Below are 24,356 nucleotides of genomic sequence, written 5' to 3'. Positions count from 1 at the left end.
GCCCGCAGCCGCAGGCGGCGGCCGGGGCGCGTAACGGCGGAGGGGGCGTATGGTGCCGGCATGGCGCGCGAGGTCTGGGCCGACGGCCAGGCATACGAGGCGTACGTGGGCCGGTGGAGCCGCCGGGTCGCCGAGGAGTTCGTCCGCTGGCTGGCCGTGCCACCCGGCCGGCGCTGGCTCGACGTGGGTTGCGGCACCGGCGCACTGACCTCGACGGTCCTCGCGCGGGCGGCGCCGGGGCAGGTCGTCGGCGTCGACGCCTCCCACGGGTTCGTCAGCCACGCCCGGTCGCTGGTGGACGACCGGCGGGCGGCCTTCCAGGTCGGCGACGCCCGGGCGCTGCCGTTGCCGGACCGCAGCGTCGACGTGGTGGTCAGCGGGCTGGCGCTCAACTTCGTGCCGGACCCGGCGCGCGCCGCGGCCGAGTTCGCCCGGGTGCTCCGGCCGGGCGGCGTGGCCGCCGCGTACGTCTGGGACTACGCCGAGGGCATGGCGATGATGCGGCACTTCTGGGAGGCGGCGATCCGGCTCGACCCGGCGCTGGCCGAACTGGACGAGGCCCGCCGGTTCCCGGTCTGCGCCCCGGAGCCGCTGCGGACGCTGTGGACGGAGGCCGGGCTGACGGCGGTGTCGGTCCGGCCGGTCGAGGTGCCGACCGTGTTCGCCGACTTCGACGCGTACTGGGCGCCGTTCCTCGGCGGTCAGGGCGCGGCTCCGGCCTACCTGATGGCGCAGCCCGAGCGGCACCGCGCCGCGCTGCGCGAGGAACTGGCGGCCCGGGTGCCGACCGAGCCGGACGGGTCGATCCGGCTCACCGCCCGGGCCTGGGCCGTGCGGGGCAGCGCCGCCGGCTGATCCTCGGGCCGTCCCGGCCGGCGGGCGGGAGACCGGACGGATCGGCCGGGTGTCCGATAGCTGACAGGACGCCGGTGCCCCTCGCGCAGCACTGTTGTAGCAGGTGAGAGGCGTGCGGATGGCGGGCCACATCCCATTCCTCCGGCCCGGTGGGGACAGCAGCGTCGCCACCGACCCCGCCAGCACCGCCCGGGCGCCCGGGCCGGTGCCCTCCCGCCGACACCGACGTCGCGACCTCCGGCAGCCGTACGCCGACCGCGCCGACGCGGTCGGGCCCGGCGCGACCGACCGGGGATCCCCGGTCACGGCCGGCGCGCCGCAGCCACCGGGCCGACCGACCGCCAGAGCCGATCACCGAACCCCGACCGCGGGCGGGGACGGCTCGTCGTACCCGGAAACCGGTCCGCGCCGGCCCGGCTGCCGCCGCACCCACAGCCCGCCGGGCCGCCACCGGTGCACGAGCCGGCCGGACCGGCACCGAGCAAGAGAGGAGGGGCCGGCATGGCCGCTCCCACCGCGACCGCAACCCTGAACGCGTCGACCTACTCGCCGGGCGACCAGATGACCCTGACCGTCGCCTACTCCGACGCCGACACCCGACCGCTGACCGTCACCGTCGTGGTCACCGACGCACTGGGCAACAGCAGCGCCCCGGCCCGGGTCACCGCCGTCCTGGATCCGCTCACCGTGACCGTCGCCGACGACTCCGGCCGCACCTGGACCCGGGTCTCCGACAACGGTTCGGTGGCCGTCTACCGGGCGGTGGCGTGATGCCCCGGGTGACCGTGACGGTGCGGGACTCGGCCGGGCGCACCGTCACCACGACCGCCACCTACTCCGTCGCCGCGCCGGTGCTGGGCGGCTACTACCTGTCCGGCGGGGCCGACCCGACGGCGGACATGGCGGGCGGCAACTTCCGCTCGCTCACCCAGTACCGCAGCTTCGCCGACGGCTACACGTTCCCCGGCTACAACCGGCCGTGGCTGACCAACCTGGGCCGGGCGGCCGTCGCGATCAACATGGTGCTGGAGTTGAAGCACTACGGCGCGGCCGACGGACCGCAGACCTTCACCGTGGACGGGGTCAGCTACACCGTCCCGGCGCCGGCGATGACCATCCAGCAGCGTCCGGGCACCACCTGGCCCAGGGCGTACGGCTACGGCCAGGTGCTCGCCGGGCAGTGCGACGGGCTCTTCGCCCGAGCGCTGGCGCAGTACCGGACCCTGGGCTTCGGGGTGAACATCCAGCTCGCCTCCGAGCTGGACACCGACCACGAGTTCGGCACCACCGAGGCGGGCAGGGCGTACACCTGGGCGGAGTCGGACGCCCGGGCGGTGCAGGCGATGACCTACATCGTGAACTGGTTCAAGGCCCGCCCGCTGCCCGCCGGCACCACCTTCTCGGTCGGCGTGGGCGGCTTCGACCGGGCCTGCTTCCAGCGCACCCACCCGGAGGCGCTGATGGCGAAGCTCGACTTCCTCCAGTGGAACGTCTACGCCACCGCGCCCGAGCACACCGCGCTCGCCCGGTTCCGCCGCACCAAGGACTGGGCGGTCGCCGACCTCGGCCCGGTCGCGCTCTCCCGCCCGGTGATCATCGCCGAGTGGGGGGTCCGGGTGGCGGAGATCCCGGACCAGGCGAAGTGGATCGCCACCGTGCCGGCGGCCATCGCCGCGCTCAACGCCGAGCGCGGGCCGCGGATCGTCCGGACCAACTACTTCAACTCCGGCTGGGGCACGTTGTCGCCCAAGGCCGACGGCCTGGCCGCGCTGCGCGCCGCGTACGCGACCCGGCCGTACGTCTGAGCTGAGCCGGCGGCGCCGGTCCGGCCCCGGCCGGCGCCGCCGACCCTCAGTCGAGCCGGGTGGCGTACGCGTCGCGCAACTCGGCCCAGCCGAACTCCTTCGCCTCGGTGCCCCGGATCGGGCCGACCGGGTCGCCGTCGAGCAGGTGCTCGGCCACGTCCAGGCAGAGGTGCCAGCCGGCCGCCACCATCGGCGCGATCCCGCGCTCGGTGACCGTGTGCCGCAGGGTCAGCCGGGTGCCGGTGACGCTCGGCGCCAGCTCCCAGCGCAGCAGGTCGTCGCCCCAGGTGTACTCCAGCAGGTGGGGCGGCTCGGCCCGGCGTACCGTCGCCGGCAGGTCCTCGGTGGTGTCGCCGTCGACCATGGTGAGCACGGCGGCGCCGGGGGCGCCGAGGTCGCGGTCGGCGAGGAACGGGGCCCACTCGCGCAGCCGGGCCGGATCGGTCAGCGCCGCCCACACCGCCTCCGGCGGGTGGCGCAGGTCGCGGACGAAGACCAGGGTCGTGCCGCTGTCGGCCGGCTCGGCGCGGACCTCGGCGGGTGGGCTGGGGCGGAAGCTGTCGCGTGGCATCACTGCTCCTGACGGTCGAGGTGTCGTTCCAGGGCGTCCAGGTGGGTCTCCCAGAGTTGCCGGTACGGGGCGAGCCAGTCGTCGACGGCCTGGAACGGGCGCACGTCGATCCGGTAGATGCGCTGCCGGGCGGCGGTGCGGCAGGTGACGAAGCCCGCGTCGCGGAGCACCCGCAGGTGCTTGGAGACGGCCGGCTGGCTGACCCCGAGGGTGTCCACCAGCTCGCCGACGCTGGACTCGGCCCGGCGGAGCCGGTCGAGGATGCGGCGCCGGGTCGGCTCGGCGAGGACGGTGAAGGCGTCGACGGACACCCACCGAATATGCCTCGTTGGTCATATGACTGTCAAGGCATATGAACCTTTCCGGCGGCGCCCGGGCCGGCTACCTATGCTCGGGACATGGAATTGCGGATCTTCACCGAACCCCAGCAGGGCGCGACCTACGACGACCTGCTCGCCGTGGCCCGCTGCGCGGAGGAAACCGGCTACGCCGCCTTCTTCCGCTCCGACCACTACCTGAAGATGGGCTCGGTGAGCGGGGAACCCGGCCCGACGGACGCCTGGACCACCCTCGCCGGCCTGGCCCGCGACACCCGGCGGATCCGGCTCGGCACGCTGATGACCGCCGCCACCTTCCGGCTGCCCGGCCCGCTGGCGATCACCGTCGCCCAGGTGGACCAGATGAGCGGCGGCCGGGTCGAGCTGGGCATCGGCACCGGCTGGTTCGCCGAGGAACACACCGCGTACGGCATCCCGTTCCCCTCGGTCGGCGAGCGGTTCGACCGGCTGGAGGAGCAGCTTGCGATCATCACCGGGCTCTGGGCGACCCCGCCGGGCAAGACCTTCGACTTCGCCGGCCGGTACTACCCGGTCACCGACTCGCCGGCGCTGCCGAAGCCGGTGCAGCAGCCGCGCCCGCCGATCCTGCTCGGCGGCATGGGCCCGAAGCGCACCCCGCGGCTGGCCGCCCGGTACGCCGACGAGTTCAACCTGCCGTTCGTCTCGGCCGAGGACACCGCCGCCCAGTTCGAGCGGGTACGCGCGGCCTGCGCCGAGGTGGGCCGGGACCCGGCCGAGCTGCGCTGGTCCAACGCCCTGGTGCTGTGCTGCGGCCGGGACGACGCCGAGGTGGCCCGCCGGGCCGCGGCGATCGGCCGGGAGCCCGACGAGCTGCGCGCCAACGGCCTCGCCGGCACCCCCGCCGAGGTGGTCGACAAGATCGGCCGGTACGCGGCGGCCGGCAGCCAGCGGATCTACCTCCAGGTGCTCGACCTGGCCGACCTGGACCACCTGGAACTGGTCGCCGCCGAGGTGATGCCGCAGGTCTGAGCCGTCCCGTCCGGTCGGGCCGGCGAGCAGCGACGCGCCGCGCCCGGCCGGGCGGGGCGCGGCTGGCCCGGCCCGGTCAGCGGCCCGGGTCGCGCAGCACGGTGTCCAGCCGGCCGTCGCGGTCCCGGTCGAGATAGGTCACGTCCGGCACCCCGTCGCCGTCAAGGTCGACCTGGAGCACGTCCGCGACGCCGTCGCCGTCCAGGTCGGTGACCACCTCGACGGAACCGTCCAGGTGCCGGGTGACGATCGAACGCGCGCCGGTCCGGGGCGGCGGCCCGGGCGTCGGCACCGGCGTGGGCGCCGGCGGCGGCGCGGGGGTCGGCTTCGGCCCCGGGCTGGTCGCCACCACCCGGCGGTACGCCCCGGCCGGCCCGCTGGCCGGCTCGACGCCGCTGCCGGTCGGGTCGATCTCCTCCTCGGACGGGAAGACGTCGCCGCGTGGGGCGGGATCACGGTAGGTGCTCATCGGCGTAGGCTTCCCCGACGGCGGCGGTGGTAACCGCTGGCCGATCGACCGGTGCTGGCGCGTGCCCGGTCGGCGCATGATGCAGACCGGAAACGACGGCCACGAACGGGGGTACGACGTGGAACTGCACCGCAACCGGGGGGCGTTGGTGCTGCCCCTGGTCTGCGTGCTGGGGGGTGCGGCGCTGCTGCTCTTCGCGCGCGACGGTGCCGTGCTGCACCGGATCGTCGGCGGGGGCGGCGTGCTGCTCGGCGGCGTGGTGCTGGCCGGGCTGCTGCGCCCGTTCCGGTTCGCCATCGGTGCCGACGGGCTGACCGTACGGCTGCCGAAGCTGCGCCGGCTGATCCGCTGGCACGAGATCGACGCGCTGGCCCTGGACCAGCCGCCGGCCGCGCAGGGCCGGCCCACCTCGCCCCGGCTGCTGCTGGTGCCGGCGGCGGGGACCGCGCTCGGCCTGCCGGCCACCGGGCACCACCCGCGTGACGGGCGGGCCGCGGTGGAACTGCTCGATCTCGACCGGGTTCGGGAGCGGCCCGCGGAGATCGCGGCGGCCCTGTCGCGGTACGGCGGGGACCGCTTCGTCGACGTGCTCGGGCTGCGCCAGGCCGCCTTCGGCGCCCCGGACTTCACCGTCGGGCTGCGCGGCTACCAACCGGACCGGGTCGACGCGCTGATCCGGCGCGGCCAGGACGCCCTGGTCTGGGGCGGCACGCTGGAGCGGCAGGCCGCCCGCTCGGAGATCGAACGGGCCCGGGCCGAGGGCCTCCCGGCCACCGGGCGCGGCTACAGCACCGCGCAGGTCGACGCGGCCCTGGCCACGCTGAGCGGAGCGTTGGCCGGCGACCAGTCCACCGAACGGAGGCCGACCGCGTGACGGGACCGGGGGTGCCGCGCCGGAACTGGGCGGGCAACGTGCGCTACGCCGCCCGCCGGTACCACCGGCCGGAGTCGGTGGACGAGCTGCGCCGGCTGGTGGCCGGCAGCGAACGGGTCCGGGTGGTCGGCACCGGCCACTCCTTCAACCGCCTCGGCGACACCACCGGCGACCTGGTCTCGCTGGCCGGCCTGCCGCCCGACGTACGGCTGGACCCGGAGCGGCGGACCGTGACCGTGCCGGCGGCGACGCGCTACGGTGACCTCGCCGCCCTCCTGCACAGGCAGGGGTACGCGCTGGCCAATCTCGCCTCGCTGCCGCACATCTCGGTGGCCGGCGCGGTCGCCACCGGCACCCACGGCTCCGGCCCGACGATCGGCAACCTGGCCACCGCGGTCGCCGGGCTGGAACTGGTCACCGCCGACGGCGACCTGCTGACCGTGGACCGGTCGAGCGAGGACTTCGCCGGCATGGTGGTCGGGCTGGGCGCGCTCGGCGTGGTCACCCGGCTCACCCTGGACGTGGTGCCCACCTTCGACCTGCGCCAGTACGTCCGGCTCGACCTGCCCCGGGAGGCGCTGGACGCGGCGCTCGACTCGGCGTACAGCGTCAGCGTCTTCACCGACTGGCGGACGCCGCGGCTGCGGGAGGTCTGGCGCAAGCAGCGCGCGGACCAGCCGCCGCCCCCGGCGGACTGGCTGGGTACGACGGCGGCCGACCGGCCCCGGCACCCGGTGCCCGGCATGTCGGCGGAGAACTGCACGGCCCAGCTCGGCGAGCCCGGCCCGTGGCACGAGCGGCTGCCGCACTTCCGGCTCGGCTTCACCCCGAGCAGCGGGGAGGAGTTGCAGTCGGAGTACCACCTGCCGCGCGCGGCGGCGGCCGAGGCGCTGGCCGCGCTGGACGAGGTCGCCCACCTGATCGCTCCGGTGCTCCAGGTCTGCGAGCTGCGTACGGTGGCCGCCGACGAGCTGTGGCTCAGCCCGAACCAGGGCCGGGACAGCCTCGCCGTGCACTTCACCTGGATCGCCGACGCGGCGGCGGTGCTGCCGGTGGTGGCCGCGGTGGAGGAGCGGCTCGCCCCGTTCGCGCCGCGCCCGCACTGGGGCAAGGTGTTCGAGCTGGCCCCGGCCGCGGTGGCCGCGGCCTACCCCCGGTACGCCGACTTCACCGCTCTCCTGCGTCGCCTCGACCCCCGGGCCACGTTCCACACCGACCCGTTGGACGCGTACTTCCCCCGCTGAGCGGTCCCCGTGATCGTCTGATCGGGGGCAGGTCGGGCCGGCTCAGCGACAGGCGATCACGAGGTCAGCGGCGGGCGAGGTCGTCGCGCATGCTGCCGCGCTGGACGGCGCGGCTGATGTCGCTGGGGGAGACGATGCCCACCAGGCGACCCTCGGTGACCACCAGGGCCCGGCCGTCGGCGCACTCGCTGAGCCGGGGGAGCAGGTCGTTGAGCTGCTCGTCGGGGGAGGCGAGCACCAGCTCGTCGGCCCGGCAGGAGACCTCGGCCAGCGTGGTGCCGGTCCGCCGGTCGGCCGGGATGCCGCGGACCCGGTCCAGGGTGACCAGCCCGACCGGCCGGCCCTCCTCGGTCAGCGGCAGCGCCGAGTGCCGGTACGCGAAGAGGTAGTGGTCCACGAAGTCGGCCACCGTCATCTGCCCCGACGCGGTCTGCGGCTGCGGGGTCATCACGTCGGCCACCCGGATCCCGCGCAGCGCGCTGCCCAGCCGGGCCTGCCGCTCCTCCATGCCGGCCGCGCCGATCAGGAACCAGCCGATCAGGGCCAGCCAGAGCCCGCCGAAGCCGACGCCGGCCAGGAACTGCCACAGCCCCAGGCCGATCAGCAGCGCGCCGAGCACCCAGCCGGCCCGGGCGGCCACCACCGACGCCTTCGTCCGGTCCCCGGTCCACTTCCAGACCGCCGCCCGCAGCACCCGCCCACCGTCCAGCGGCGCGGCCGGCAGCACGTTGAACACGGCCAGCAGCACGTTGATGCCGGCCAGCCAGGACATCGCGCCGAGCAGCAGCCCGTCCTCACCGACCAGGGCGAGCAGCACGGCGATGGCCCCGAAGAAGAGCCCGATCACCAGGCTGACCAGCGGGCCGACCCCGGAGATGCGCAGCTCCGCGCCGGGGTCCTTGGCCTCGCCCTTCAGCTCGGCCACGCCGCCGAAGAGCCAGAGCGTGATCCCCTCGACGGCCAGCCCGTTGCGCTTGGCCACGATCGCGTGGGACACCTCGTGGGCGAGCAGGCCGAGGAAGAAGACCACCGCGGCGGCCAGTCCGGCCAGCACGTACGCGGCCACCGGCTCGCCGGGGTAGGCCCGGGGGAACTGGTTGGCCGACAGCCCCCAGGCGATCAGCGCGAAGATGACCAGGACGCTCCAGTTGACCCCGACGGGTACGCCCGCGATCCGGCCAAGCCGGAAGCTCGCCCTCATGTTTCCGTGATACCCCCGCATCCCGTCCCCATGCCAGAAACGGGACCGGGGCGGCCGAACCGCGATCACGCGCGCCGAGCCGGTCCGCCCGCCGCCGCCCATCGGCGCGCCGCCGCGGCTCGCCGCCCGGCCGCCGGCCCCGGCGGTCGCTCGGCCCGCGCCGGGCCGGTGACCGGGCAGGCCACCGGCTCGGCGGTTGAGCGGCCACCGGTCAGCTCAGCTCGGCGCGCGGGTCCGGGACCGCCTTCTCGGCGGCGCGGCTGACCTCTTCCCACTCGGCCCAGGTCGCCAGGCGTCGCTGGCTGATGTCGACGGCGACGTCGTAGACCATGCTGCCGAGCAGCAGCCGCAGCGGGGGGTTGTCGCTGGCGACCAGCTTCATCAGCGCCTCGGCGGCCAGCCGGGGTTCGCTGTCGACCGATCCTTCGGCCCACTGCTTGGCCAGTTCCTCGCGCAGCGGGTCGTAGGCGGGGTTGGGGGTGGTGGCGGTGCTGCTGGTGTAGAGGTCGGTCCAGTAGCCGCCGGGTTGGACGATGGTGACCTTGACGCCGAAGGCGGCCGCTTCGGCGGCGAGGGCTTCGCTCATGCCCTCCAGGGCGAACTTGCTGGCGCTGTAGAGCCCGGTGCTGGGGAAGCCGCCGAGCGCGCCGATGCTGGAGATCTGGACGAGGTGGCCGCCGCCCTGGGCGCGCAGGTGCGGCAGGACGGCCTGGCTGACCCAGAGCGCGCCGAAGAAGTTCAGCTCCATCTGGGCGCGGGCCTGCTCCTCGGTGAATTCCTCCACCATGCCGGCGAACAGGGCCCCGGCGTTGTTGACGACGATGTCGAGCCGGCCGAAGTGCCGCACCGCCTCGGCGACGGCGTCGACGACCGCCGGGCGGTCGGTGACGTCGAGGCGCAGGGCGAGCAGGCGGTCGGGGTGCCGGGCGGCGAGGTCGTCCAGTGGTGAGACGTCCCGGGCCGCGCCGACGACGCGGTCACCGGCGGCGAGCGCCGCTTCGGTGAACGCGCGGCCGAGGCCACGGCTCGCGCCGGTGATGAACCAGACCCGGGATGGGGCGGTGCCTGAGGCCTCCATGGAGGGACTCCCTTCGTTGCGAGACGAACCGTCTCGTCTCGCTTGCGAGGATGACAATACCCGGCCGTGTCGGGATGTCAAGACGGACCGTCTCGTCTCTCTTGCTGCTAGATTCGGTCCGTGCCCACGCAGAAGGTCGCTCCCGATTCCAGCCGTCGCAGCCAGGCGGCGCGGCGGGCCATCCTCACCGCCGCCCTCGACCTGGTCAGCGAGCTGGGGTACGCGAAGCTCAGCATCGAGGGCATCGCCTCCGCCGCCGGCGTGGGCAAGCAGACGATCTACCGGTGGTGGCCGTCCAAGGGTGCCCTGCTCTTCGACGCGTTCCTGACCTTGACCACGGACGGGCAGGACGTTGGCGAGGCGGCCCTACCCGACACCGGCGACCTGGCGGGCGACCTGAAGGCGGTGCTGCGGGCCACCGTCGAGGAACTGAACGACCCCCGCTACGACCAGCCGATGCGGGCCCTGCACACGGAGGTCGTACACGATCCCGCCCTGGCCGCCGCCTACCAGGAGCGGCTGGACGGGCCGCTGCGCGAGCTGAAGAAGGAGCGCCTGCGCGCCGCCCGCCGCGCCGGGCAGCTGGCCGAGGACGTCGACCTCGACGTCGCCGTCGACCTGCTGTTCGGCCCGATCCTGAACCGGTGGCTCCAGCGCACCGGCCCGCTCACCGCCGAGTACGCCGACCAGGTGGTGGACGCCGCGTTGCGCGGCCTGCGGCCGGCGTCACCCGCCCGGTAGTCGGTGCCGGGCCGTTCCATCGCGACCCCGTGGTCAGGGGCGCGGGGTCTCGCTGGCCACGGTCTGCTCACGCGGCAGCGCCGCGGCCCGCAGCGCCCAGTCCAGCGCGTAGTCGGCGACCTGCTCCCAGCCGGGCTGCCCCACCGTGAAGTGCGAGCGGCCGGGGAACTCGTGGTACGCGGTCAGCGCCCGCGACTGCTGGTACAGCGCCGCGTTGGAGCGGACCACGGTGGCCGGCACCACGTGGTCGACCCCGCCGGCGATCAGCAGCAGCGGCGCCCGGTCGGAGCGACGGGTGTCCACCTCGGCCGGGGAGTTCGGGTCGAGGTTGGCGAACGCCCCCTCGAAGAGCACCCGGCCGGCGCCCGGCACCGCGTACCGCTGCCAGGCGCGGTCGGAGTCCTCCCGGCTGAGGGTGTTGCCGAAGGCGTAGTGGAAGTCGTCGGGCGTGAACGGCACCGCCCGGTTCCGGTTGGCCGGGTTGTGCAGGATCGAGAAGGCCGAGCGCAGGGTGCTCAACGGCAACTTGAGCACCCCCTTCACCGCGGCCGGGTGCACGCCCACCGCCGCCGCGCCGAGGCCCCGGTCGACCAGCAACTGGGTGATCAGGCCGCCGAACGAGTGCCCCATGATGACCGGTGCGGTGGGCAGCTCCCGGATGATCCGGTCGTAGTGGTCGACGATCTCGGCGAGGCGCTGCCGGGCGATCGGGGCGGGATCCTCCCGCAACTGCTCGACCTCGCCCTCCATGCCCGGCCAGGACGGGGTCAGCACCCGCAGCCCGCGCCCGGCGAACCGGGTGGCCCACCGCTCCCAACTGCGCGAGGTCATCCAGAGCCCGTGGATGAGTACGACGGTGTCGACCGGTCCCTGCGGCGCGCTGGCCATGGCGTCCCTCCCGGTGTCGTGGCGTCCGGACCTGCGGTTACCCGCCCGGCCGCCGGCGATTCCCGGCGCGCCCGGCCTGTCAGGCGGTCGGCGGCGGGGCGGGCAGTTGGTCGACCACCACCACCGCGCTGCCGGTCCGCACCTCCGCCAGCAGTTCCCGCTGGCCGCTGCGGGTCAGCCGGATGCAGCCGTTCGTGGTGTTCCGGCCCAGTTCGCCGTCGTGGTACCAGCTGTGCAGGCCGATGTGCGCCCCGCGCAGGCTGGCCGGCACCGAGTTCGGGTCGTCCGGCACCGCGCCGAGGGCGAAGATGTCCACCCCGCCGTACACGTGCTGGGGCGGTGGGGTGCGGCCCAGGATGAACGTCCGGCCCAGCGGCGTCTCCTGCCCCCGCTGCCCCAGGCTGACCTCCCAGGACCGCACCGCCCGGCCGGCCCGGTACCAGGTGAGCCGGTGCGCCCGGCGCTCGACCACGAGCTGGTCGCGCAGCTCGACGGTGGTGAAGCCGCCGGGCGGCAGCCAGGCGAGCCGGCGGTTGGCCGACGGGAGCAGCACCGCCGTCCAGCCGGCGCGGCGCTGGGCGATCGGCATGGTCAGCTCGACGCCGCGGATGGTCGGGGCCAGGAAGGCCAGCGGCCGGCCGCCCGGCGCGTCGTACGCGGCGATCCGGCGGGTCGGGTGCAGCCCCTCGGTGAGCGGAGTGGGGTCCGCCGCGGCCGGGTCGGCGGGGAAGCCGCGGGGCGCCGGGTCGTAGTCGACCACCGGCAGGTCGTCCGGCGCGGGCGCGGCGACCGGCACGGTCTCCTCAGGCGTCGGGCTCGGCGCCGGGGCGGTGGGGTCCGGTTCGGCGGGGGCCGCCTGCTCGACCGGCGGCGGCACCGGCTCCGGGGTGAGCGCCCAGCCGGTCGCGCCGGCCGTCGCCAGCAGCGCGGACACGCCGACGGCGGTGGCCACCCGGCGGATCCAGCGGTACGTGGTTATTCGGTCAAACGGCACAAAGAGACTGTAATGGCAGGACCCCCGTCCGGCCGGTAAATCGGCCGGACGGGGGTCCCTGGAGGAGGTGGGGGGTCAGCTCAGGCGGGCGCCGACGTGGATGGCGACCGCGTCGTGGGCGGGGATGTCGGCGGCGAACCAGCCGTTGCCGTCCACGGTGACCACCGGCCCGCTGCACGAGCCGTTGCTGAACGTGCCGTGGATGACGTCGCAGTACCGGCCGGCGGGCAGCCCGGCGTGGTACGAGCGGCCGGTGATCGCGTGGTCCTCGTCGTTGACCGTGAGGTAGCCCTTGCCGGCTCGGCTGAACGCGATGTGGTTGTTGCCGTTGTCGTACCAGTTGGCGACCCCGGCGCCCTCGGTGGCGTTGCGGAAGCCGACCATGTTGGCGATGACCGGCCAGCGGTGCTCGCACTCCCAGCCGGAGTAGCAGGTCACGTCGAGCGTCCGGCCGGAGCCGTCCTGCGGCGGGCCCTGGTCGCGCTGGCTGAAGGTGTAGCTGGACATCACCGTCGGCGAGCCGTACGGCCAGGCCAGCATGAACGCGTTGGCCAGCGCGTAGATCCCCCGGTCGCGGTAGGTCAGCACGCCGCCGACGTCGCGCTGGGTGTCGTGGTTGTCCACGAAGACCGCCGACACGCCGCTGGGCAGGTGACCCCAGCCCTCCCCGAAGTTGCGCAGGTAGGCGAGCCGCTCGGAGCGGAACACCCGGGCCAGGTCCTTGCCGTAGCGGAACTCGTGCACGTCGCCGTTGCCGGTGTACTCGCCCGGCTGGATCGGCTCGCCGGCGCCGTGGATGACCTCGTGCACCAGGTAGACCGGCCGGGAGAGGCGGCTGCGCAGCGCGGCGATGTCGGCGGCCGGCATGTGCTTGCTGGCGTCCATCCGGAAGCCGTCGACGCCGAGCGAGAGCAGGTCGTTGAGGTAGCCGGCGAGCCGGCCCCGGACGTAGTCCGACTCGGTCCTCAGGTCGGCCAGGTTGACCAGTTCGCAGTTCTGCACCTCCCACCGGTCGCCGTAGTTGGCGATGTCGTCGCCGCCGTTGCGGCCGCAGTGGTGGAAGTCCTGGTACTGGTAGATGCCCGGGTAGTCGTAGTGCCCGTACGACGAGCCGGCCCAGCCGGTGCCGCCGTTGTCCTGCCCGGACATGTGGTTGACGACCGCGTCCACGATCACCTTGACGCCGGCCGCGTGGCAGGCGTCCACCATGGCCTTGAACTGGGCGCGGGTGCCCTTGCGGGACTCGATCCGGTAGCTGACCGGCTGGTACGCCAGCCACCACTGGGCGCCGCGGACGTGTTCCTGCGGCGGGGAGACCTGGACCCAGCCGTAGCCCTTGGGGCCCAGCGTGGTCCGGCACTCGTTGGCCACCGAGGTCCAGTTCCACTCGAAGAGTTGGACGATCACCTTCTTGGTGCCGGCCGGTGCGGCGACGGCCGGGGGTGCCGTCACGGTGGTGGGGACGAGCACGCTCGCGATCACACCGAGGGCGAGCAGCGCCGAGTGCCATCGACGTCGATGCATCGGAACTCCTGACGGGGGTGCGGGGGACGGGGTGGTGGTGCGGGGGAGCGGAATCCCTCGGCTGCCCGAATCTTGCAACCAGGGGTGAAATATTTCGGAAAGATTACAAGCGCGTTGCAGCGGCTGTCAACGCATGGAAATTCGTCACTATTCTTCGCGGGCCGTCGAGGGTGGCCGTCGCTACACGCGGCCGGTGGCCGGACGGTTCGACAACCGAGCCGGAATTTTTTCCCGGGTCGGTGATCCGACCACGCCGTCGCTCCGTACTCGATGGGGGAGCAGGTCGGCCGGCGGTGCGCCGCCGCGAGACGATCGAGGAGCAGATGGCCCGGGTCAAGCAGAACCAGAAACCGGCCACCGTCCGGACCACCAGCACCAGCCGGGGCGTGCGCACCCGGTCCCGGTCCGCGACGGCCGTGCTGACCGTGTCCGCGATCGCGGCGCTGTGGGCGGGGACGATGCTCACCGGGGCCGGCCAGACGGCGTACGCCTACGGCTTCTTCTTCACCGAGTTCTTCGCCGGCGTGATCGCCCTGGTGGCGCTGAGCCTCACCGTGATGCTCGGGCTGCTCGCCACCGACCGGCTGGTGCTGCTGATCCGGCACCGGGTGCTGCTCCAGTCCGCGCACCGGGCCACCGGCATCCTCGGCGTCGCCGGGCTCTTCTTCCACGTGCTGACCAAGGTGGCCACCGGCCGGGCGGCGAGCACCGACGCGATCGTGCCGTTCGTCGGCGGCGGCGGGCTCTACGTCGGTCTCGGCACGGTGGCCGGGCTGCTCATGGTGAGTGTGCTCTGGACCGGCATCGTCCGGGCCCGGTTCGCCGGGGTCGGTCCGAAGTGGCTGTGGCGGGCGCTGCACTCGACGGCGTACCTCTCCTGGCCGTTCGCCATCCTGCACGGGCTCAACGCCGGCCGGCCGGCGAAGTCCTGGGTGGTGCTCAGCTACCTCGCCTGCGTGCTGCTGGTCGTGCTGGCGCTGCTGGTGCGGCTCTCGGTGACGTTCGGGCGGCGCAGCCGGGAGCAGCACCAGGCCGCCGCGATGAACCAGGCCCTGGCCGCCCGACCGGCCGAGGACGGCAGGGGCCGGGCGCTGCTCGGTGGCCTGTCCCGCCGTCGCGCCGACGGCGCCGGCCGGGACAGCAGCTGGGCGGAGACCACCCTGGCCGGCACCTGGGCCGCGCCGGGCGCCAAGCGGCGGGACCCGGAGCGGTTCACCGTGCCGGTGGTGCCCGAGCCGGGGTCGTTGCGCGAACCGGTCCGCCCGGCCCGCCGCCGCGACGAGGACCTGGCGCCGGTCGCCCGCCGTCGCCGCACCGGGGAGCGCGAAGCGGTGGCCCGCCGCCGCGAGGACGAGCTGGAGCCGACCGCCCGGCGCCGCCGGGAGGAGGAGCCGCAGCGGCGGGCGACCCGCCGTCGCGGCGAGGAGCCGGCGCCCGCCGAGCGGCGGTCCCGCCGGGCCGGGGAACCGGCCCGGGCCGGCCGCCGCCGGGACGAGGAGCTGACCCCGACCGGCCGCCGCCGGCGCACCGAGGAGGACCTGGCGCCGACCGGCCGGCGGGTCCGGGACGACGAGGAGCTGGCGCCGACCGGCCGCCGCCGCCGGGGCGACGAGGAGAGCGGACGGGTCAGCCGCCGCTCCCGGGTCGACGCCGAGGCGGGCACCCGGTACTCGGTGCCGCCCCGCTCCAACGAGCCGGAGGAGCCGTGGGACAGCCCGCGCCGCTGGGAGGCCACCGAGCCGATCTCCGCCGGCCCGATCTCCGCCGGCCCGATCTCCGCTGGCCCGATCTCCGCTGGCCCGGTGTCGGCCGGCCCGATCTCCGGTGGGCCGATCTCGGGTGGGCCGATCTCCGCGGCGCCGCGCAGCGGCGGCGGGCGGCACAGCGTCGAGGACGACGTGCCGGAGGAGCCGGACTACTGGCGGCCGCCGGCCCGGTACGTCCCGGAGGAGGTGCCGGCCGACGACACCCCGACCCTGGTCGACCTCGCCTCCCGGCGGGCCCGCCGGGAGGCCAAGGAGAGTCGCCGCCGGCGCCGGGCCAACGCCGACGCGGTGGACGGGGCGTACTGGGCCGGGCTGCGGGGTGAGGCGCGATGACGCGCACCACCGTGCCCGCGGTGGCCTGCGTCGGCGAGCCCCGGCTCACCGCCGGCTTCGCCGAGTTCGGCCGCCTCGACCTGCTCGCCCACGAGGAGGTGCACGGGCCGATCGGGCCGATGGAACCGGCCAACCTGCTGCGGCTCGCCGAGGGCATCCAGCTCAAGGGCAAGGGCGGCGCCGGCTTCCCGTTCGCCAGGAAGCTCCGCGCCGTGCTGGAGTCCTGCGAGCGGCAGGACCTCACCGCCGTGGTGGTGGTCAACGCCACCGAGGGCGAGCCGGCCAGCTGGAAGGACAAGGTGCTGCTGACCCGGGCCCCGCACCTCATCCTCGACGGCGCCGCGCTGGCCGCGTACGCGCTGGACGCCGACGAGATCGTGATCGGCATCGCCGACGACGGGGTGGGCAAGGAGTCGCTGACCGAGGCGTTGCAGGAGCGGCGGATGCCCGTGCCGACCACCGTCGTCACCGTGCCGCACCGGTTCATCTCCGGCGAGGGCGGCGCGCTGGTCAACGGGATCAACGGCCTGCCGCACATCCCGCCCGGCACCAAGAGGCGCTCCAGCGACTCCGGCGTCGGCGGGCTGCCCACCCTGCTCTCCAACGCCGAGACGTACGCCCAACTGGCCGTCGCGGCCCGGCTCGGCCCGTACGAGTACGCGGCGCTCGGCACCGACGACGAGCCGGGCACCGTGCTGCTCACCGTCACCGGCGCGGCGAAGCGCCCGGCGGTGGTGGAGTGCGCCGCCGGCACCCCGCTGCGGGAGATCCTCGACCTGTGCGAGGTGCCGGACGGCCCCGGCATCCTGATGGGCGGCTACCACGGCAAGTGGATCACCCAGGAGGCCGCCGACCGGGCGGAGATCTCCCGCACGGGGCTGGCCGCGGTCGGCGGCACCCTCGGCGCCGGCATCGTCGTCCCGCTCGGCCCGGACACCTGCCCGCTCGGCGAGGCCGCCCAGGTGGTCCGCTACCTGGCCGGCGAGTCCGCCGGGCAGTGCGGCCCGTGCCGGATGGGCCTGCCCGACCTGGCCCGCGCGGTCGACCTGGCGGTCTCCGGCAGCGCGCCGGTGGAGGTGGTGCGGGCCGCCGCCGGCGACGTGAAGGGCCGCGGCGCGTGCAGCCACCCCGACGGTACGGCCCGGTTCGCCCTCTCCGCGATGGAGGTCTTCGCCGAGGACCTGCGGTTGCACACCACCGGCGACGGCTGCGGCCGCCGGGTCAAGGGCGTGATGGGGCTGCCCGGCGCGCCCGATCCCAACCCGCAGAAGCTCACCCTGGACTGGTCCCGCTGCGACGGGCACGGGCTCTGCGCCCACGTGGTGCCCGACTTCATCCGGCTGGACGCCAACGGATACCCCGCCTTCCCGTCCACCCCCGTGCCGACCTGGCTGCGCCAGGGCGCGCTGAAGGCGGTCAAGGTCTGCCCCGAGCTGGCCCTGCGGCTGGCCAGGGCCGAGTAGCCAGCTGCGAAGGGAGACGGGATGCGGACGCCGCGCCGATCGGTCAGGTCCGGGCGGTCCCGCCGCCGCACCCGGCGTCGGGCGGCCGGCCCGCTCGCCCTGCTGCTCGCCGCCCTGGTGGGTGTGGCGTCCTGCGCGGCCGGGGCGGATCCGGTCGAGCCGGCCGCCGGCACCGGCGGGACCGCGCCGTCGCCCTCCGGCCCGAGCGCGCCGCCGCCCACCGGGTCGGCAGCGGCGGCGCCGGTGCCGGACACCCTGGCCTTCACCGCGCGGACCCTGGACGGGGCGGCGTTCTCCGGCGCCGCGCTGGCCGGCCGGCCGGTGGTGCTCTGGTTCTGGGCGCCGTGGTGCGCCACCTGCGCCAGTCAGGCGTGGACGGTCGCCGAGGTGGCCCCGAAGTACCGGGACACGGTGCCCGTCGTCGGGGTGGCCGGGCTCGGCGAGCAGCGGGCCATGAAGGACTTCGTCACCGAGTTCGAGCTGGCCGGGACGCCGCAACTGGACGACCGGGCGGGCGCGCTGTGGCGCCGGTTCGAGGTGGTCGAGCAGAGCACCTTCGTGATCATCGACCGGAGTGGCCGGGTGGTGCACCAGGGCTTCCTCGACGGCGAGGACCTCACCCGGCGGGTCGCCGCGCTGGCCGGCTGATGGCTACCCCGCTGCTGCTGGCGCTGACCGCCGGCATGCTCGGCGCGGTCAACCCGTGCGGCTTCGCGCTGCTGCCGGCGTACCTGTCGCTGCTGGTGGCCGGCGCCCCGGACAGCCGGGGCGCGGTCGGCCGCGCGCTCACCGCGGCTGCCGGGCTGACCCTGGGGTACGTGCTGGTCTTCGGCGCGTTCGGGCTGGCGCTGGCGCCGCTCGCCGGCTGGCTGCGCCCCCGGCTGCCCTGGCTCACCGTCGCGTTGGGACTGCTGCTGGTGGCGCTCGGCTGCTGGCTGCTCGCGGGCCGGGGACTGCCCACCCTCCGCCCACTGGCCCGGGCGCCCCGGCTGACCCGCTCCTGGGTCTCCATGACGCTGTTCGGCATGGCGTACGCGGTGGCGTCGCTGGGCTGCGCCAGCGCGCCGTTCCTGGCCACCGTGGTGACCAGCCTCCAGGCCGGGTCCACGCCGCGCGGGCTGGCGCTCTTCGTCGCGTACGCCCTCGGGATGGGCCTGGTGGTCGCGGTGGCCGCGCTCGGCGTGGCGCTGCTGCGCGGCCACCTGGTGGCCCGGCTGCGCGCCGCCGGCGCGGTGGTGCCCCGGCTCAGCGGCCTGGTGCTGCTGCTCGCCGGCGGCTACGTCGCCTGGTACGGCTGGTACGAGGCGCGCCTCGCCGCCGGCCGCCGGGACGCGCTGGCCGATCCCGTGGTGGCGGCTGCCGGTCGGGTGCAGCGGGCGCTGGTCACCGCGCTCGACGGGATCGGACCGGCCTGGCTCGCCGCGGTGCTGGCCGCGCTGCTGCTGTTCCGGCTCGCCGCCCGCGCGGCGGCCCGGCACCGGGATGCGCCGGCCGGCGTGGCGCCGGCCCCGGCTGGTCCGGCGCCCGCGACCCCGACCGGCGTGGCGCCGTTAGCGCCGGTCGGCGATTGTCGGCCGGAGGGTGATACCGCACAGTCATCGATATGACTGTGCGGTATCACGCCTGGAGGCAGGGGTGCGCACCCCAGCGGCGGCGTCGGTACCGGCCGTCCCGGCGGGCGTGGCGGTTTCGCCGGCGGGAGTCAGCGGACCGGGGTGAGCCGGTCGGTGCCGAGCCGGTCGCGGAGCACCTCGGGGACCAGCACCGACCCGTCGGCCTGCTGGAACTGCTCCAGGATGGCCGGGAAGAGCCGGCTGGTGGCCAGCGCGGACCCGTTGAGGGTGTGCACGAAGCGGGTCTGCTTGCCGCCCGGCTCCCGGTAGCGGATGGCCGCCCGGCGGGCCTGGTAGTCGCCGGCCCAGGAGACCGACGACACCTCCTTGTACTTGCCGGTGCTCGGCATCCACACCTCGATGTCGAGGGTCTTCTTCATCGAGGCGCTCGCGTCGCCGGCCGCCAGCAGGCTGGTCTGGTAGTGCAGGCCCAGCTTCTCGACCAGGCTCTCCACGTGGCCGACCATCGCCGCCAGCGCGTCGTCGGCCTGCTCCGGGAGGGTGAACTGGAAGATCTCCACCTTGTTGAACTGGTGGCCGCGCACGGTGCCGCGCTCGTCCGAGTGCGAGCCGGCCGCCTCGCGCCGGTAGCACGGGGTGTAGGCGAACGCCTTCAGCGGCAGCTTCGCGGTCTCCAGGATCTCGTCCTGGTACGCGCCGAGGATCGCCGTCTCCGCGGTGGGCAGCAGGAACTGCCCGCGCGGGGCGGACTGCCGGTCCAGGTGGTAGACGTCGTCGTAGAACTTGGGGAACTGGCCGGCGGCGAAGCCGGCGCTGTCCAGCAGCAGGTGCGGCGGGAGCAGGAACTCGTAGCCGGCGGTGATGTTCTGCTCGATCAGCCAGTTGAGCAGCGCCCACTCCAGCCGCGCGCCCAGGCCGGTGTACATCCAGAAGCCGGAACCGCCGAGCTTGACGCCGCGCTCGTGGTCCACCAGGCCGAGCGCCCGGCTCAGCTCCACGTGGTCGCGGACCTGCTCGATGGCCGGCGGCTCGCCGAAGGTGCGGACGACCCGGTTGGCCTCCTTGCCGCCGGGGACGACGTCGTCGGCGGGCAGGTTGGGCAGCTCGCTCATCCGGTCGCGCAGCCGGGCCTGTACCCCGTCGAGTTCGGCCTCCAGCTCGGCGAGCTGCTTGCGGCCGGCCTCGGGTGCGGCGACCTCCGGCTCGCGGCCGGCCCGCTTCGCCTCCGCGTACGCGCGGGCTTCGGCCTTGCGGCGCTGGCGCTCGCCGTCGATCTCCGTGATCAGGCCGCGGCGCTGCTGGTCGAGCTGCTGGAGCTCGTCCAGCGCGCGGGTCACCTCGGCCGGGTCCAGCCGCTTGGCCAGCGCGGTCGCCACCGCGTCCCGATCCTTCCGGATCAACTCCATGTCGAGCATGCTGCTCCGTACGCCTCCGTCCGGACGTCAGGTGGACCTCCAGATGCTACCGTCGCGGCGCCGCGCGCCCCGGGCGGGACCGGAGACGGTCAGAGCCGCACCGGCATCAGGACGGAGAACGAGTCGGCGTCGTCCGGCCGGCGGACGGCCAGCGGGGCGACCGGGTCGTCCAGCTCCAGCACCAGCTGCGCCCGACCGGCGGCGTCCAGCGCGTCGAGCAGGTAGCCGCCGTTGACCCCGACCCGGAACGCGTCCGGGTCGTCGGTCAGCTCGTCGGCGCCGAGCAGCCGCACCCCGCCCCGGTCGTCCGGGCCGAGCACCGTCACGGCCCGCTCGACACCGTCGTGCCCGCACGCCACGACCGGGGCGTCCGGGCTGGTCAGCGCGGCGCGCAGGGCGGCCACGTCGACGGTCAGCCGGTGCGCCGGGGACCCGCCGACGAGCGGGCGCAGCAGCCGGGCGTAGTCCGGGAACTGGTACGGCAGGGCGGTGCCCTCGACGGCGCGCCCGGCCACCGAGACCGAGATGGTGTCGCCGGCCACCGTGAGCCACGCCTCGGCGGTGCTCCCCTCGCCGGTGTCGAGCAGGGCCCGGACCCCGTCGACGAAGCCGGTCGGGGCGAGCGCCGGCACCGGCGGGCCGTCCGGCCGGCCACCGACCCGGGCCACGGCCAGCCGGTGCCGGTCGGTGGCGACCAGCCGGATTCCGTCCGGCTCGACGTCGAACAGCACGCCGGCCAGCGCCGGCAGCGCGGGGTCGTCGCCGACGGCGAAGCGGACGGCGTCGATGGCGCGGGCCAGGTCGGCGCGGGCCAGCACGAGGCGGGTGAACATCGGCTGCTCCGCGGGATCGACAAGGGTGCGGATCCGGGAGAGTTCGCGGCGGGCGTCGGCGAGCCCGTCCTCCAGCCGGCGCAGGTGCGCGTCCAGCAGCCGGTGCACCGCGGCCGGTTCGGCGCGAACCGCCCGCGCGATCTCGGCCACCGGCATGCCGACCCGGCGCAGCCCGGCCACCAGCCGGGCCGGCGCCACCTGGTCGTCGGTGTACCAGCGGTAGCCGGTGACCGGGTCGACCAGCGCGGGGACCAGCACCCCGGCCGAGTCGTAGAACCGCAGCGCGCTCACCGTCAGCCCGCTGGCCCGGGCCAGCTCGCCGATGCTGCGCAGGTCGCTCTCCACGGCCGATGATCCTGTCGTCTCAACCAGGTCGAGGGTCAAGCCGCCGTCGGGCCGTCCAGCACCCGGAAGGTCAGCCCGGCCCGGGTCAGCCGGTCCAGCAGCGCGTCGCCCATCGCGGCGACCGGGGTGAGCTGGCCGGCGGCCGGCGGCAGATCGTCCAGCGCCAGGCAGAGCGCCGACTCGGCGAGCATCTTGGCGGTCTCGTCGTAGCCCGGGTCGCCGCCGGCCACCTCGGTCACCACCCGGCGACCGCCGCCGGTGCCCACGAACCGGACCCGGAACCAGGACTTCGCCCGCTGCTGCGGCGTCGGTCCCTGCCCGGAGGCGAGCCGGCCGAACAGCCAGCGCCGGGTCGGCGGCAGCTTCACCAGGGCGACCACGGCGGCCAGCCCGGCCGCGCCGGCGAGCACCGTGGGCAGCCGCCGCACCGCGGCGAAGTGCCGGTAGCGGAAGTCCGGGCCGTACTCCGGCCGGGCCGCGGCCGAGCGGCGGACCACCTGCGGGTCGATGGTGGGCAGCGGCACGGCCCAGACCCGCAGCTCGGGGGAGCGGCCGAGCCGGCCGGGCACGGCGCGGACCCGGCGGTCGGCCGGGCGCGGCTCGACCGCGCGCCGCTCCCGGGCCGCCCGGGACGCCTGCGCGGTACGGGAGAACGCGGTGAGCGCCGAGTGGTACGTGCCGGCGGAGAACCGGCCACCGGCCCGGACGTAGCCGTCCACGGTGATCGGGGTGTCCGCCGGCAGGTGCTTGACGGTGAACCAGACGCCCAGGTCGTGCGGGACGGAGTCGAACCCGCAGGCGTGCACCAGCCGGGCTCCGGTGCGGACCGCCTCGGCGTGGTGGCGCAGGTACACGGTGTCGACGAACTCGGGTTCGCCGGTGATGTCCAGGTAGTCGGTGCCGGCCCGGGCGCAGGCGGCGACGAGCGGTTCGCCGTGGTGCACGTACGGGCCGACCGTGCTGGCCACCACCCGGGCGCGCTCCGCCACCGCGCGCAGCGACTCCGGGTCGGTGACGTCGGCGGTGAGCAGCGGCAGCGCGGCCAGCGCCGGGTCGACGGCGGCGAGCCGCTCGCGGACCGCCGCCAGCTTCCCCGGGTTGCGCCCGCCCAGCGCCCACCGCAGCCCTTCCGGCGCATGCCGCGCCAGATACTCGGCGGTCAGCCCCCCGGTGAACCCGGTAGCCCCGACCAGCACCCTTCAGATCGAATTCCCGCCCCTCACCCACCCCCGATCCTCCCACCACCCCACCCCGCCCACCCGCCAACCCCGTTCGCCAACCCCGCTACAGCCCACTTCCGCCAACCCCCACCCGCCAACCTCGGTTGATCAGCGAAGTTAGCGGCGCCGCCCGCCCCTTTGCCGGTATTAACCTCTGCTGATCAACGGGGCTGGCGGAGGGGTGGGGTGGTGGTGGGTGGGTGTGGGGGAGGGGGTGGGGGTGGTAGTGGGGTGGAGGACGGGCGGAGGCAGCCTGGCGCGCGGGTGCGGAGCGGGGTGTAGGCCTCGGGGGCGCGGTCCAGGGGGAGGTGGTGGGTGGCCAGGTACTCGGTGCGCAGCTCGTCGCGGGCCATCCGGTCCAGCAGCATCGGGATGTAGCGCGGCCCGTGCTGGCGGGCGCCGCGCACGGTCAGCCCCTTGGCGGTGACCATGCCGAGCGGGAACCGGTCGACGACGGCGGGGTGCGCCCCGAGCACGACCACGCTGCCGCCCTTGCGGCAGGCGTGCACCGCCTCGCGGACCGCCGCCGGCCGGGGCGGCGCGCCGGTGAGGCGGTCGCCCAGCGACCGGGCCCCGTCGGCCGCGCCGCCCGCGTCGACGCACACGTCCGGCCCCCGGCCGCCACTGCGGTCGCGCAGCTCGGCGGCGACGTCGACACGGCGGTAGTCGAGCGTCTCGGCGCCGGCGTGCCGCTCGGCGGCGCGCAGCCGGTCGGGGTGCCGGTCGACCACCACCACCCGCTCCGCGCCGAGCAGCCGCGCCGCCCGCGCGGCGACCTGGCCGACCGCGCCGGCACCCCAGACCGCCACCACGTCGCCGGGGCGGACCCCGCCCAGGTCGGCGCCCATCCAGCCGGCCGGCGCGGCGTCCGAGGCGAACAGCGCCCGGTCGTCGCTGACCGGCTCCGGTACGGCGAACGCCCCGACGTCGGCGTACGGCACCCGGACGTACTCGGCGTGGCTGCCGGCGAACCCGCCCTGCGCCCGGGGCTGGCCGAAGCAGCCCGCGACCGGGTGCCCCCAGGTCGCCTCGCCCGCCTCCGGGTCGGTGCTGCCGTTGTCGCAGCAGGAGTGCAGCTCGCGGCGGCAGTACCAGCAGCTGCCGCAGGAGACCGAGGAGCAGACCACCACCCGGTCGCCGACCCGGTGCCGGCGCACCTCGGGACCGACCTCGACCACCTCGCCGACGAACTCGTGGCCGAGCACCTCGCCGACCGCCGGCCCGCGCCCGGCGAGCAGCGACAGGTCGGCGCCGCAGGCGGCGCTGCGCCGGACCCGGACGATGGCGTCGTGGCCGTTGCGCAGCTCCGGGTCGGGCACCTGCCGTACCGCCAGCTCGCCGGCGCCCATCCAGCACAGCGCCCTCATTCCGGCGTCACCGCCGGCCGGTCCAGCGCGTCGCGGTCGGGGCGGAGCACCTCGCCGGTCTCGGCGAGCTGCTTGGCCTGCCGCAGCGCCCGCCGGACCAGCCGCCCCGGGTCGTCGCCGACCAGGTGGACGGCGAGCCCCGGCGGCGGCCCGGCACCGGGGCGGGGCCGGGCGGCGAGTTCGGTGCCCCGGTCGCCGGGGGCGGGGCGGACCCGCACCTGCACCGCGTCGCCGAGCCGGCGCAGCGGCTCCGGCCAGCGCCCCTCGGGGAGCACCTGGCCGGGTGGGCGGTCCACGGTCACCACCTGCCAGCGAGCCCGCCGCCCGTCGCCGCCGTCCGGCCAGCCGACCGGGCGCGGCGCGGTCAGCGCGCGTACCGCCGCCGCGCCGGCCGCCGCCGCGCCGAGCGCCATCCCGCCGCCGGCCAGCCGTGCGATCGGTCCCACCTGTCCCGCACCCCCTGTCCCA

General features: G+C 75.5%; 24 protein-coding genes. 11 read left to right on the top strand and 13 right to left on the bottom strand.

The window, feature by feature from the left end; genetic code table 11:
• Nucleotides 1-60 precede the first annotated feature (60 nt).
• From Q3W71_RS09270 to Q3W71_RS09260, 3 genes are all read left to right on the top strand, one after another.
• Entirely contained in the window at nucleotides 61-855 is a 795-nt protein-coding gene (locus tag Q3W71_RS09270; RefSeq protein ID WP_302918911.1) for a class I SAM-dependent methyltransferase, read from the top strand.
• A gap of 501 nt (nucleotides 856-1,356) precedes the next feature.
• The gene (locus Q3W71_RS09265) at nucleotides 1,357-1,626 is read left to right on the top strand and encodes a hypothetical protein (RefSeq protein WP_302918910.1); all 270 of its coding nucleotides are present in this window, start codon (nucleotides 1,357-1,359) and stop codon (nucleotides 1,624-1,626) included.
• Entirely contained in the window at nucleotides 1,626-2,660 is a 1,035-nt protein-coding gene (locus Q3W71_RS09260; protein ID WP_302918909.1) for a hypothetical protein, read from the top strand. Before Q3W71_RS09265 ends, Q3W71_RS09260 begins: the two co-directional genes overlap by 1 nt.
• Nucleotides 2,661-2,706: 46 nt before the next feature.
• On the opposite strand, the gene Q3W71_RS09255 is transcribed toward Q3W71_RS09260, so the two are convergent.
• Both Q3W71_RS09255 and Q3W71_RS09250 read right to left on the bottom strand, forming a co-directional pair.
• On the bottom strand, nucleotides 2,707-3,231 hold the full coding sequence (locus Q3W71_RS09255; protein ID WP_302918908.1) for an SRPBCC family protein: 525 nt from the start codon (nucleotides 3,229-3,231) through the stop codon (nucleotides 2,707-2,709).
• Nucleotides 3,231-3,542 carry a helix-turn-helix transcriptional regulator gene (locus Q3W71_RS09250; RefSeq protein ID WP_302918907.1) on the bottom strand — a complete coding sequence of 104 codons (312 nt, stop codon included), beginning with the start codon at nucleotides 3,540-3,542 and terminating at the stop codon, nucleotides 3,231-3,233. Before Q3W71_RS09250 ends, Q3W71_RS09255 begins: the two co-directional genes overlap by 1 nt.
• 87 nt (nucleotides 3,543-3,629) lie before the next feature.
• Between Q3W71_RS09250 and Q3W71_RS09245 the strand changes: the two genes are divergently transcribed.
• Nucleotides 3,630-4,559: an LLM class F420-dependent oxidoreductase gene (locus Q3W71_RS09245; protein WP_302918906.1), complete on the top strand. Its 930-nt coding sequence runs from the start codon at nucleotides 3,630-3,632 to the stop codon at nucleotides 4,557-4,559.
• 76 nt (nucleotides 4,560-4,635) lie between these two features.
• On the opposite strand, the gene Q3W71_RS09240 is transcribed toward Q3W71_RS09245, so the two are convergent.
• Complete coding sequence (locus Q3W71_RS09240) at nucleotides 4,636-5,028, bottom strand: hypothetical protein (protein ID WP_302918905.1); 393 nt, start codon at nucleotides 5,026-5,028, stop codon at nucleotides 4,636-4,638.
• Nucleotides 5,029-5,104: 76 nt separating this feature from the next.
• On the opposite strand from Q3W71_RS09240, the gene Q3W71_RS09235 reads away from it, so the two are divergent.
• Together Q3W71_RS09235 and Q3W71_RS09230 are read left to right on the top strand one after the other, a co-directional pair.
• Nucleotides 5,105-5,902: a hypothetical protein gene (locus Q3W71_RS09235; RefSeq protein ID WP_302918904.1), complete on the top strand. Its 798-nt coding sequence runs from the start codon at nucleotides 5,105-5,107 to the stop codon at nucleotides 5,900-5,902.
• Nucleotides 5,903-5,913: 11 nt separating this feature from the next.
• Complete coding sequence (locus tag Q3W71_RS09230; RefSeq protein WP_302919641.1) at nucleotides 5,914-7,146, top strand: FAD-binding protein; 1,233 nt, start codon at nucleotides 5,914-5,916, stop codon at nucleotides 7,144-7,146.
• A gap of 64 nt (nucleotides 7,147-7,210) precedes the next feature.
• Here the strand turns inward: Q3W71_RS09230 and Q3W71_RS09225 are convergent, their stop codons facing one another.
• Nucleotides 7,211-8,347 (bottom strand): site-2 protease family protein, encoded by a 1,137-nt coding sequence (locus tag Q3W71_RS09225; protein ID WP_302918903.1) that lies wholly within the window; start codon nucleotides 8,345-8,347, stop codon nucleotides 7,211-7,213.
• 211 nt (nucleotides 8,348-8,558) lie between these two features.
• Nucleotides 8,559-9,425, bottom strand: a complete 867-nt coding sequence (locus tag Q3W71_RS09220; RefSeq protein ID WP_302918902.1) for an SDR family oxidoreductase — start codon at nucleotides 9,423-9,425, stop codon at nucleotides 8,559-8,561.
• Nucleotides 9,426-9,545: 120 nt separating this feature from the next.
• On the opposite strand from Q3W71_RS09220, the gene Q3W71_RS09215 reads away from it, so the two are divergent.
• Nucleotides 9,546-10,166: a TetR/AcrR family transcriptional regulator gene (locus tag Q3W71_RS09215; protein WP_302918901.1), complete on the top strand. Its 621-nt coding sequence runs from the start codon at nucleotides 9,546-9,548 to the stop codon at nucleotides 10,164-10,166.
• A gap of 33 nt (nucleotides 10,167-10,199) precedes the next feature.
• On the opposite strand, the gene Q3W71_RS09210 is transcribed toward Q3W71_RS09215, so the two are convergent.
• From Q3W71_RS09210 to Q3W71_RS09200, 3 genes are all read right to left on the bottom strand, one after another.
• A complete protein-coding gene (locus Q3W71_RS09210; protein WP_302918900.1) occupies nucleotides 10,200-11,054 on the bottom strand; it encodes an alpha/beta hydrolase in 855 nt (284 codons plus the stop codon).
• 79 nt (nucleotides 11,055-11,133) lie between these two features.
• Entirely contained in the window at nucleotides 11,134-12,048 is a 915-nt protein-coding gene (locus Q3W71_RS09205) for a L,D-transpeptidase (RefSeq protein WP_302918899.1), read from the bottom strand.
• 75 nt (nucleotides 12,049-12,123) lie between these two features.
• The gene (locus Q3W71_RS09200) at nucleotides 12,124-13,572 is read right to left on the bottom strand and encodes an alpha-amylase family protein (protein WP_302918898.1); all 1,449 of its coding nucleotides are present in this window, start codon (nucleotides 13,570-13,572) and stop codon (nucleotides 12,124-12,126) included.
• 293 nt (nucleotides 13,573-13,865) lie between these two features.
• On the opposite strand from Q3W71_RS09200, the gene Q3W71_RS09195 reads away from it, so the two are divergent.
• Genes Q3W71_RS09195 through Q3W71_RS09180 form a run of 4 tightly spaced genes read left to right on the top strand, consistent with a single transcriptional unit; the run spans nucleotide 13,866 to nucleotide 18,741 of the window.
• Complete coding sequence (locus Q3W71_RS09195) at nucleotides 13,866-15,671, top strand: hypothetical protein (protein ID WP_302918897.1); 1,806 nt, start codon at nucleotides 13,866-13,868, stop codon at nucleotides 15,669-15,671.
• Entirely contained in the window at nucleotides 15,668-17,134 is a 1,467-nt protein-coding gene (locus tag Q3W71_RS09190) for an NADH-quinone oxidoreductase subunit NuoF family protein (protein ID WP_302918896.1), read from the top strand. The genes Q3W71_RS09195 and Q3W71_RS09190 overlap by 4 nt, the downstream gene beginning before the upstream one ends.
• Nucleotides 17,135-17,155: 21 nt before the next feature.
• The gene (locus tag Q3W71_RS09185; protein ID WP_302918895.1) at nucleotides 17,156-17,782 is read left to right on the top strand and encodes a redoxin domain-containing protein; all 627 of its coding nucleotides are present in this window, start codon (nucleotides 17,156-17,158) and stop codon (nucleotides 17,780-17,782) included.
• On the top strand, nucleotides 17,782-18,741 hold the full coding sequence (locus tag Q3W71_RS09180; RefSeq protein WP_302918894.1) for a cytochrome c biogenesis CcdA family protein: 960 nt from the start codon (nucleotides 17,782-17,784) through the stop codon (nucleotides 18,739-18,741). Before Q3W71_RS09185 ends, Q3W71_RS09180 begins: the two co-directional genes overlap by 1 nt.
• 95 nt (nucleotides 18,742-18,836) lie before the next feature.
• Here Q3W71_RS09180 and serS read toward each other — a convergent pair whose 3' ends face one another.
• The 5 genes from serS to Q3W71_RS09155 all read right to left on the bottom strand — a co-directional run bounded on the left by serS (nucleotide 18,837) and on the right by Q3W71_RS09155 (nucleotide 24,334).
• Entirely contained in the window at nucleotides 18,837-20,123 is a 1,287-nt protein-coding gene (serS, locus tag Q3W71_RS09175; protein ID WP_302918893.1) for a serine--tRNA ligase, read from the bottom strand.
• 89 nt (nucleotides 20,124-20,212) lie between these two features.
• Complete coding sequence (locus tag Q3W71_RS09170) at nucleotides 20,213-21,289, bottom strand: MerR family transcriptional regulator (RefSeq protein ID WP_302919640.1); 1,077 nt, start codon at nucleotides 21,287-21,289, stop codon at nucleotides 20,213-20,215.
• A 47-nt stretch (nucleotides 21,290-21,336) separates the two neighbouring features.
• On the bottom strand, nucleotides 21,337-22,497 hold the full coding sequence (locus Q3W71_RS09165) for a trans-acting enoyl reductase family protein (protein ID WP_302918892.1): 1,161 nt from the start codon (nucleotides 22,495-22,497) through the stop codon (nucleotides 21,337-21,339).
• Between the two features lie 185 nt (nucleotides 22,498-22,682).
• A complete protein-coding gene (locus Q3W71_RS09160; protein WP_302918891.1) occupies nucleotides 22,683-23,888 on the bottom strand; it encodes an alcohol dehydrogenase catalytic domain-containing protein in 1,206 nt (401 codons plus the stop codon).
• Complete coding sequence (locus Q3W71_RS09155; RefSeq protein ID WP_302918890.1) at nucleotides 23,885-24,334, bottom strand: hypothetical protein; 450 nt, start codon at nucleotides 24,332-24,334, stop codon at nucleotides 23,885-23,887. Before Q3W71_RS09155 ends, Q3W71_RS09160 begins: the two co-directional genes overlap by 4 nt.
• Nucleotides 24,335-24,356: the final 22 nt, after the last annotated feature.

This window comes from Micromonospora sp. C28SCA-DRY-2, assembly GCF_030519475.1.
Classification (GTDB): domain Bacteria; phylum Actinomycetota; class Actinomycetes; order Mycobacteriales; family Micromonosporaceae; genus Micromonospora.
The sequence above is the reverse complement of the archived record's forward strand: the minus strand, read 5'-3'. Positions and strand labels throughout refer to the sequence as shown.

Excerpts from the sequence above, each read along its gene's own strand:
- Q3W71_RS09270 (WP_302918911.1), top strand. The coding sequence starts at position 61 with ATGGCGCGCGAGGTCTGGGCCGACGGCCAGGCATACGAGGCGTACGTG.
- Q3W71_RS09265 (WP_302918910.1), top strand. The coding sequence starts at position 1,357 with ATGGCCGCTCCCACCGCGACCGCAACCCTGAACGCGTCGACCTACTCG.
- Q3W71_RS09260 (WP_302918909.1), top strand. The coding sequence starts at position 1,626 with ATGCCCCGGGTGACCGTGACGGTGCGGGACTCGGCCGGGCGCACCGTC.
- Q3W71_RS09255 (WP_302918908.1), bottom strand. The coding sequence starts at position 3,231 with ATGCCACGCGACAGCTTCCGCCCCAGCCCACCCGCCGAGGTCCGCGCC.
- Q3W71_RS09245 (WP_302918906.1), top strand. The coding sequence starts at position 3,630 with ATGGAATTGCGGATCTTCACCGAACCCCAGCAGGGCGCGACCTACGAC.
- Q3W71_RS09240 (WP_302918905.1), bottom strand. The coding sequence starts at position 5,028 with ATGAGCACCTACCGTGATCCCGCCCCACGCGGCGACGTCTTCCCGTCC.
- Q3W71_RS09235 (WP_302918904.1), top strand. The coding sequence starts at position 5,105 with ATGATGCAGACCGGAAACGACGGCCACGAACGGGGGTACGACGTGGAA.
- Q3W71_RS09225 (WP_302918903.1), bottom strand. The coding sequence starts at position 8,347 with ATGAGGGCGAGCTTCCGGCTTGGCCGGATCGCGGGCGTACCCGTCGGG.
- Q3W71_RS09220 (WP_302918902.1), bottom strand. The coding sequence starts at position 9,425 with ATGGAGGCCTCAGGCACCGCCCCATCCCGGGTCTGGTTCATCACCGGC.
- Q3W71_RS09210 (WP_302918900.1), bottom strand. The coding sequence starts at position 11,054 with ATGGCCAGCGCGCCGCAGGGACCGGTCGACACCGTCGTACTCATCCAC.
- Q3W71_RS09200 (WP_302918898.1), bottom strand. The coding sequence starts at position 13,572 with ATGCATCGACGTCGATGGCACTCGGCGCTGCTCGCCCTCGGTGTGATC.
- Q3W71_RS09190 (WP_302918896.1), top strand. The coding sequence starts at position 15,668 with ATGACGCGCACCACCGTGCCCGCGGTGGCCTGCGTCGGCGAGCCCCGG.
- Q3W71_RS09185 (WP_302918895.1), top strand. The coding sequence starts at position 17,156 with ATGCGGACGCCGCGCCGATCGGTCAGGTCCGGGCGGTCCCGCCGCCGC.
- Q3W71_RS09180 (WP_302918894.1), top strand. The coding sequence starts at position 17,782 with ATGGCTACCCCGCTGCTGCTGGCGCTGACCGCCGGCATGCTCGGCGCG.
- serS (WP_302918893.1), bottom strand. The coding sequence starts at position 20,123 with ATGCTCGACATGGAGTTGATCCGGAAGGATCGGGACGCGGTGGCGACC.
- Q3W71_RS09160 (WP_302918891.1), bottom strand. The coding sequence starts at position 23,888 with ATGAGGGCGCTGTGCTGGATGGGCGCCGGCGAGCTGGCGGTACGGCAG.